This window comes from Variovorax sp. CAN15 (assembly GCF_030462475.1).
Taxonomy (GTDB): domain Bacteria; phylum Pseudomonadota; class Gammaproteobacteria; order Burkholderiales; family Burkholderiaceae_C; genus Variovorax.
The window spans coordinates 1-6,658 of sequence record NZ_JASMRZ010000139.1 but is presented as its reverse complement, the minus strand read 5'-3'; the positions used below and the strand labels follow the sequence as shown (position 1 = coordinate 6,658).

General features: G+C 69.8%; 8 protein-coding genes. 6 read left to right on the top strand and 2 right to left on the bottom strand.

Translation table 11 applies throughout. The annotated features are described in order from the left end of the window. The 4 genes from QMO14_RS32350 to QMO14_RS32335 form a co-directional block, all read left to right on the top strand. On the top strand, nt 1-301 hold a 301-nt coding region (locus tag QMO14_RS32350; RefSeq protein WP_301512179.1), incomplete at its 5' end, for a tripartite tricarboxylate transporter substrate-binding protein. Between the two features lie 22 nt (nt 302-323). Continuing rightward, entirely contained in the window at nt 324-1,286 is a 963-nt protein-coding gene (locus QMO14_RS32345; protein ID WP_301512177.1) for a tripartite tricarboxylate transporter substrate binding protein, read from the top strand. A gap of 13 nt (nt 1,287-1,299) precedes the next feature. Continuing rightward, nucleotides 1,300-2,187, top strand: a complete 888-nt coding sequence (locus tag QMO14_RS32340) for an amidohydrolase (RefSeq protein ID WP_301512175.1) — start codon at nt 1,300-1,302, stop codon at nt 2,185-2,187. 23 nt (nt 2,188-2,210) lie between these two features. Next, complete coding sequence (locus tag QMO14_RS32335; RefSeq protein WP_301512173.1) at nt 2,211-3,125, top strand: SMP-30/gluconolactonase/LRE family protein; 915 nt, start codon at nt 2,211-2,213, stop codon at nt 3,123-3,125. Between the two features lie 17 nt (nt 3,126-3,142). Here the strand turns inward: QMO14_RS32335 and QMO14_RS32330 are convergent, their stop codons facing one another. Both QMO14_RS32330 and QMO14_RS32325 read right to left on the bottom strand, forming a co-directional pair. Then, the gene (locus QMO14_RS32330; RefSeq protein ID WP_301512171.1) at nt 3,143-4,222 is read right to left on the bottom strand and encodes an L-idonate 5-dehydrogenase; all 1,080 of its coding nucleotides are present in this window, start codon (nt 4,220-4,222) and stop codon (nt 3,143-3,145) included. A 19-nt stretch (nt 4,223-4,241) separates the two neighbouring features. After that, nucleotides 4,242-5,195: a 2-hydroxyacid dehydrogenase gene (locus tag QMO14_RS32325; protein ID WP_301512170.1), complete on the bottom strand. Its 954-nt coding sequence runs from the start codon at nt 5,193-5,195 to the stop codon at nt 4,242-4,244. A 139-nt stretch (nt 5,196-5,334) separates the two neighbouring features. Between QMO14_RS32325 and QMO14_RS32320 the strand changes: the two genes are divergently transcribed. Together QMO14_RS32320 and QMO14_RS32315 are read left to right on the top strand one after the other, a co-directional pair. Continuing rightward, nucleotides 5,335-6,096, top strand: a complete 762-nt coding sequence (locus tag QMO14_RS32320; protein ID WP_301512168.1) for an SDR family oxidoreductase — start codon at nt 5,335-5,337, stop codon at nt 6,094-6,096. Nucleotides 6,097-6,159: 63 nt separating this feature from the next. Then, nucleotides 6,160-6,658, top strand: a 499-nt coding sequence (locus QMO14_RS32315; RefSeq protein ID WP_301512166.1) for an NAD(P)-dependent oxidoreductase, incomplete at its 3' end; no start/stop codon positions are given.

The following is a 6,658-nucleotide window of genomic DNA, read 5'->3' as shown; positions in this document are numbered from 1 at the left end:
CGCGCCAAGGCGCTCGGCGCTGCTGCCCGGCGTGCCGACCTTCGAGGAGGCCGGCGTCAAGGGCTACACGGCCGACGCCTGGTACGGCCTGCTCGCACCGGCGAAGACACCCCCCGAAGTGATGGCCACGCTGCGCCGCGTGGCCACCGAATTCGCGCAGGCGCCGGCCACGCAGGAAAAGCTGCGCTCGCTGGGCATGGAGGCCCGCAACACCTGCGGCGACGCATTCGGCGCGCAGCTCGCGGGCGAGGTCCGGCTCTACGGCGATCTGGCCCGATCGCTCGACCTCAAGACCGAATGAACGCATACACGAGGACCACAGAATGAAAGCCATCCGACGCATGCTCGCCGCATGCATCCTTGCCGCCACCGCCGCGGCCTCCGCGCAGGCGGCCTACCCCGAGCGCCCCATCACGCTGGTCGTGCCCTACGCACCCGGCGGCTCGGCCGACGCGCTGGCTCGCGTGCTGGCCGTGCGCGTGGGCGCGAAGCTGGGCACCACCGTGATCGTCGACAACCGGCCCGGCGCCAGCGGCACCATCGGCGCGAGCTTCGCCGCCAAGGCTTCGCCCGACGGCTACACCGTGCTCTACGACGCCACGCCCTACTCGATCAACCCGCACCTGTTCGCGCGCATGCCCTATGCAGCGAATGCGCTGCAGCCTCTGTCGCTGGTCGCGCTGGCGCCCAACATCGTGATCGTGCGCGCCGAATCGCCCTTGAAGAGCATCAAGGACCTCGCGGACAAGGCCAAGGCCGAACCCGGAAAGCTCAACTTCGCATCGGGCGGCAGCGGCACCGTGCAGCGGCTCGCGGCGGAACTGCTGCGCCAGCGGCTCGGGCTGGACATGGTGCACGTGGGCTACAAGAGCGGCGGCCCCGCCATTTCCGACGTGATGGGCGGGCAAGTGGACTTCATGTTCAGCACCATCGCCGCCTCGTATCCGCTGGTGTCCTCCGGCCGCCTGCGCGCGCTGGCGGTGTCTTCGCCGCAGCGTTCGCCTCGGCTGCCCGACGTGCCCACCCTCTCCGAGACCGTGGCGCCCGGCTACGAGGCCTACGAATGGAATGGCATCTTCCTGCCGGCCGGCACGCCGGCGCCCATCGCCGAGAAGCTGCACAAGGCGGTGGTCGAGGCGCTGAAGGAAGACGAAGTGAAGAAGCGCTTCGTCGACGTCGGCGTGCACCCGGTCGGCTCGACGCCCGCCGAGTTCGCCGACTTCCTGAAGAAGGAAGATGCGAAATGGTCGGAGGTGATCCGCAAGGGCAACATCAAGCTCGACTGACCACAGCGCACGAATGAACGCCACCTCCATCGCGCAGCCGGCTCCCCACTCGGTGGGCATGGACCGCCCCGCGCCCGCGCTGCCCGTGGGCGCGTGCGACAGCCACATGCACATCTTCGATCCGCGCTTTGCCGCGTCGCCGCACTGGAAGCGCCAGCCGCCGCGCGCCGAGGTGGCGGCCTATCGGCTGCTGCAGAAAAGGCTGGGCACCTCGCGCACGGTGGTCGTCAACCCGTCGACCTACGGCACCGACAACGCCTGCACCCTCGATGCGCTCGCGCAGCTGGGCGAGCAGGCGCGCGGCGTCGCGGTGGTCGCCGAAGACGTGGCCGATGACGAGCTCGACCGCCTCGCGGCGCAGCGCGTCTGCGGCCTGCGCGTGAACTTCGTGACGCCGCAGTCCTGGGGCACCACCACGCCGCGGATGCTGACGACGCTGGCGCGCAAGGTGGCGCGGCTGGGCTGGCACATCCAGGTCTTCGTGCATCCGGAGCAGCTGGTGGAGCTCGAGCCGGTGCTGGCCGCCCTGCCGGTGCCGCTGGTCATCGACCACATGGCGCGCATCGACCCGGCCGAGGGTGCCAATGCAGCGGCGTTCACCGTGGCGCGAAGGCTGCTCGACGACGGCAACACGTGGATGAAGCTCTCGGGCGTCTACATGCGCTCGCGCGACGGCGCACCTGCTTACCGCGACGCCTTCACGCTGGGCAGGGCACTGGTCGAGGCCGCGCCCGAGCGGCTGGTGTGGGGCAGCGACTGGCCTCACACGACCGAGGCGCCGGGCACGGTGGACGACACTGCGCTCGCCAACGTGCTCGCAGCCTGGTGCGGCGACGAGGCCGTGCGCAGGCGCATCCTCGTCGACAACCCGGCGAAACTCTATGGATTCGCGGCCGCCTGATCGGCGCCGACTAGGAGACCGACATGTACTTCCTGCAAGCGCCCCAGGTGCTGGAGCTCCAGACCTTCACCAGCATGCCCGAGCACTTCCGGCGCCGCGAGCCGAGCATCTGGGCCGACGCCAACCGCGGCGGCCAGCCGACCGACTCCTTCCTCGAAGGGCCGGTGTTCGACGACGCCGGCAACCTCTACGTCTCGGACATTCCCTTCGGCCGCATCTTCCGCATCGACGCCTCGGGCGAGTGGACGCTGGTTGCCGAATACGACGGCGAGCCGAACGGCATGAAGTTCATCGACGCGAACACGCTGCTCGTCACCGACTACAAGAACRGCCTGATGCGCGTGGACGTGCGCACCGGCAACGTCGCGCCGCACCTGCGGCGACGCAACACCGAGAGCTTCAAGGGCGTGAACGACCTGGTGCTGGACGCGCGGGGCAACGTCTACTTCACCGACCAGGGCCAGAGCGGGCTGCACGACCCGTCTGGGCGCCTGTATCGCCTGCGGCCCGACGGACAGCTCGACCTGCTGCTGTCGAACGTGCCCAGCCCGAACGGCGTGGCGCTCTCGCCCGACGGCAAGGTGCTCTACCTCGCAGTGACGCGCGGCAACTGCGTCTGGCGCGTGCCGCTGCTCGCGGACGGCAGCGTCGCCAAGGTCGGCCAGTTCTTCACCTCCTACGGCCCGAGCGGCCCCGACGGGCTCGCCGTCGACGCGCAGGGGCGGCTGCTGATCGCCAACCCGGGCCTGGGCCTCGTTTGGGTGCTCAATGCGCGCGCGGAGCCGGTCATGGTGCTGCGCGGCCCGGTGGGAGCCTCGACGACCAACATCGCCTTCGGCGGGCCGGACCGGTCCACGCTGTTCGTCACCGATTCGACGCATGGCAATGTGCTGAAGGCCGAACTCGACGCGCCGGGCACCCCGCTGCACCGGGGCTGAGCCCTGTGCTCAGGCTTTCAGGCGGCGACGGCCTCCGCCTGCGCCGCATCTCCCGCGAAGTCGATCAGCACCTTCATCGCCTTGCGCCTGTCACTCGCCAGCTCGAAGGCCTGGCGCGCCTGCAGCATCGGGAAGGTGTGCGACACCACCGGCGAAAGATCGACTCGCCCTTCGTTGATGAGCTTCACCGCCAGCGCGAACTCGGCATGGAAGCGGAACGAGCCGCAGATGCTGAGCTCCTTCGCCACCACCATGTTCTGCGGAATGCTCACGTCGCCGCCCAGGCCCAGCTGCACGACCACGCCGCGCGGGCGCATCACCTCCAGGCCGTCGCGCAGCGCGCGCTCGTTGCCGGAGCATTCGAGCATCACGTCGAAGGTGCCCTTGTCGGCCGAGTAGCGCGAGACCCAGTCCTTGTCCTGCGCGACGTTGATGGCATTGTCGGCACCCATGGCGCGCGCGATGGCCAGCGGCTCGTCGACCACGTCGGTGGCGGTGATCTCGGCCGCGCCGTGCGCGCGCGCCGCCGCGATGGCCAGCACGCCGATGGGCCCGCAGCCCGACACCAGCACGCGCTTGCCCAGCAGGGGGCCGGCGCGCGACACGCCGTGCAGCCCCACCGAGAACGGCTCGGCCAGCGCGGCCAGCCGCAGCGGAACATGGTCGGCCACCTTCACGCACTGCGTGGCGTCGCACAGCAGCATGTTGCGGAAGGCGCCCTGCACGTGCGGCGTGCGCATCGCGCTGCCGTAGAAGCGCATGTCCAGGCACTGGTTGGGCAGGCCTTCGAGGCAGAACTTGCAGGCGCCGCAGGGGCGGCTCGGGTTGACGGCGACCTTGTCGCCGATGCGCACGCTCTCGACGCCGGGCGCCACCGCCACCACGGTGCCGGCCACTTCGTGACCCAGCACCATCGGCTCCTTGATGCGCACGGTGCCGAAGCCGCCGTTGTGGAAGTAGTGCAGGTCGGAGCCGCAGATGCCGCCCATCCCGACTTTCACCAGCACCTGGCCGGGGCCGATCTCGCCGGCATCCTGTTCGTCCAGGCGCAGGTCGTCGGGGGCGTGGATCACGAGGCACATGCAACGAAGACGCATGGTTCTTCTTCCTTCTCGATCAGGCAACGGGGGTGATCAGGGGGCGGCCCGCGAAGTGGGCCCCGAGGTTGCGGCGCACCAGCTCGCCCATGGCGCGGCGCGTCGCTTCGGTGCCGCTGCCATGGTGCGGGGTGAGCACCACGTTGTCGAGCGCGGCGAAGCGCGGGTCGATGCGCGGCTCGTTGAGGAACACGTCGAGCGCCGCGCCGGCGATGGCGCGCGTCTCCAGCGCCTGCAGCAGCGCGCCTTCGTCGACGGTGGTGCCGCGCGACACGTTCACCAGCCAGCCCCTGGGGCCCAGCGCCTGCAGCACCCCGGCATCGACGATGCCGCGCGTGGCCTCGCCGCCGGGGAGGATGACGATGAGCACGTCGCACCACTCGGCCATGGCGCTCAGGCTGGCGAAGTGGCGATGCGGGCTCTCCGCCTTCGGCGTGCGGCTGAAGTAGCCCACCTCCACGTCGAAGCCCGAGAGCCGCCGCGCGATGGTGCCGCCGATGCGGCCGAAGCCCGCGATGCCGATGCGCTGGCCGAAGACGCGCGTGGCCAGCGGCATGCCGCCGTGAGCCCAGGCGCCGCTGCGCACGAACTGGTCGCCCGCGGGAATGCGGCGCTGCACTGCCAGCATGAGGCCCACTGCAAGGTCGGCAACGTCGCCGTTGAGCACGTCGGGCGTGTTGGTCACGCGAATGCCGCGCGCACGGCAGGCGGCGAGATCGATGCCGTCGGTGCCCACGCCGTAGCAGGCGACCAGCTCCAGCTTGGGCAGCGCCGCGATGAGCTCAGTGCTCGCGCCCAGTTCGCCGCGCGTGGCGATCGCGCGAATCTGCGATGCATGTTCGGCGATGAAGGCCTGCCGGTCGGGCGCCTCCCAGAGGTGGTGCAGCGTGTAGGCCTCCCGCATCGGCGCCATGTCCCATTCGGGGTAGGTGCCCGGCATCAGCACATGCGGAGAGGTGGCGGTGGTGGTCAAGCTGGGGTCCTTTGGCTGGCGCGCAATGATACCGGTAACTTTAATCTTCAGAGTGCGCGGAGCGAACTCAGGGTTTACCCATTGACTGCATCAAAAGATACCGGTAACTTATTTGCCTGTCACGCACCAGGAAACTCCCTTGAAACTGTTCGACCTCTCCGGGCGCACCGCCCTCGTCACCGGCTCCAGCAAGGGCATCGGCTTCGCGCTGGCTGGCGCGCTTGGCAACGCGGGGGCGCGTGTCGTGCTCAATGCGCGCGACCCCGCCCTGCTCGCCGCCGCCCGCGATGCCCTGCGCGCCAGGGGCATCGCGGCCGAGGCCAGCGCCTTCGACGTGACCGACGCCGAAGCCGTGGAAGCCGGCGTGGCCGCCATCGAGGCCGAGGTCGGGCCGATCGACATCCTCGTCAACAACGCCGGCATGCAGCATCGCGGGCCCTTCGCCGAATTTCCGGTGGATGCGTGGCACAAGATCACCACCACCAACATCGACAGCGTGTTCCTGGTGGGCCGCTCGGTCGCGCAGCGCATGATCGAACGCAAGCGCGGCAAGATCATCAACGTGTGCTCGGTGCAGAGCGAACTGGGCCGCCCAGGCATCGCGCCCTACGCCGCCACCAAGGGCGCGGTGAAGATGCTCACCAAGGGCATGGCGATCGACCTCGGCAAGCACGGCATCCAGGTCAATGGCCTCGGCCCGGGCTACTTCAAGACCGAACTCACGCAGGCGCTGGTGGCCGACGAGGCCTTCACCGCATGGCTTTCCGGCCGCACGCCCGCCGGCCGCTGGGGCGACGTGGAAGAGCTCGGCGGCGCGGCCATCTTCCTGGCCTCCGACGCATCGAGCTTCGTCAACGGCCACATCCTGTATGTGGACGGCGGCATCACCGCGAGCCTGTAGCACCGTGCCGCAGTTCCACGGCGGCCATCCATGCCGGAAGCGCGCGTACATGAAAGTCTCCTCATGACGACGACAACGACAGCGCGCGTGGCCGTGATCGGCGTCGGCATCATGGGCTCGGCCATTTCGCGCCGGTTGCTCGAATGCGGCCATCGCGTGAGCGTGTTCGACCTCGACGCAGCCAAGGTCGCGGCGCTGGCGGAGCATGGCGCGATGGCCGCCGCCACCGCACGCGAGGCGGCGGCAGCCAGCGATTTCGTCATCACCAGCCTCAACTCGGCCGCGGTGGTGGAACGCGCCATCTTCGGCGAGGACGGCATCGCCGCCGCCATGCCATTGGACGCGAAGCGGCTGCTGATCGACATGTCGTCCATCGACCCGCCCTCCACGCGCCGGATCGCGCAGTCGCTGCGCGAGCGCACGGGCATGGGCTTCGTCGATGCGCCGCTCTCGGGCGGCGCGCCCAAGGCGCTGCTCGGCCAGCTCACCGTGATGGCCGGCGGCAGCGCAGAACAAGGCGCTGCTCGGCCAGCTCACCGTGATGGCCGGCGGCAGCGCAGAA

Excerpts from the sequence above, each read along its gene's own strand:
- QMO14_RS32345 (WP_301512177.1), top strand. The coding sequence starts at position 324 with ATGAAAGCCATCCGACGCATGCTCGCCGCATGCATCCTTGCCGCCACC.
- QMO14_RS32340 (WP_301512175.1), top strand. The coding sequence starts at position 1,300 with ATGAACGCCACCTCCATCGCGCAGCCGGCTCCCCACTCGGTGGGCATG.
- QMO14_RS32330 (WP_301512171.1), bottom strand. The coding sequence starts at position 4,222 with ATGCGTCTTCGTTGCATGTGCCTCGTGATCCACGCCCCCGACGACCTG.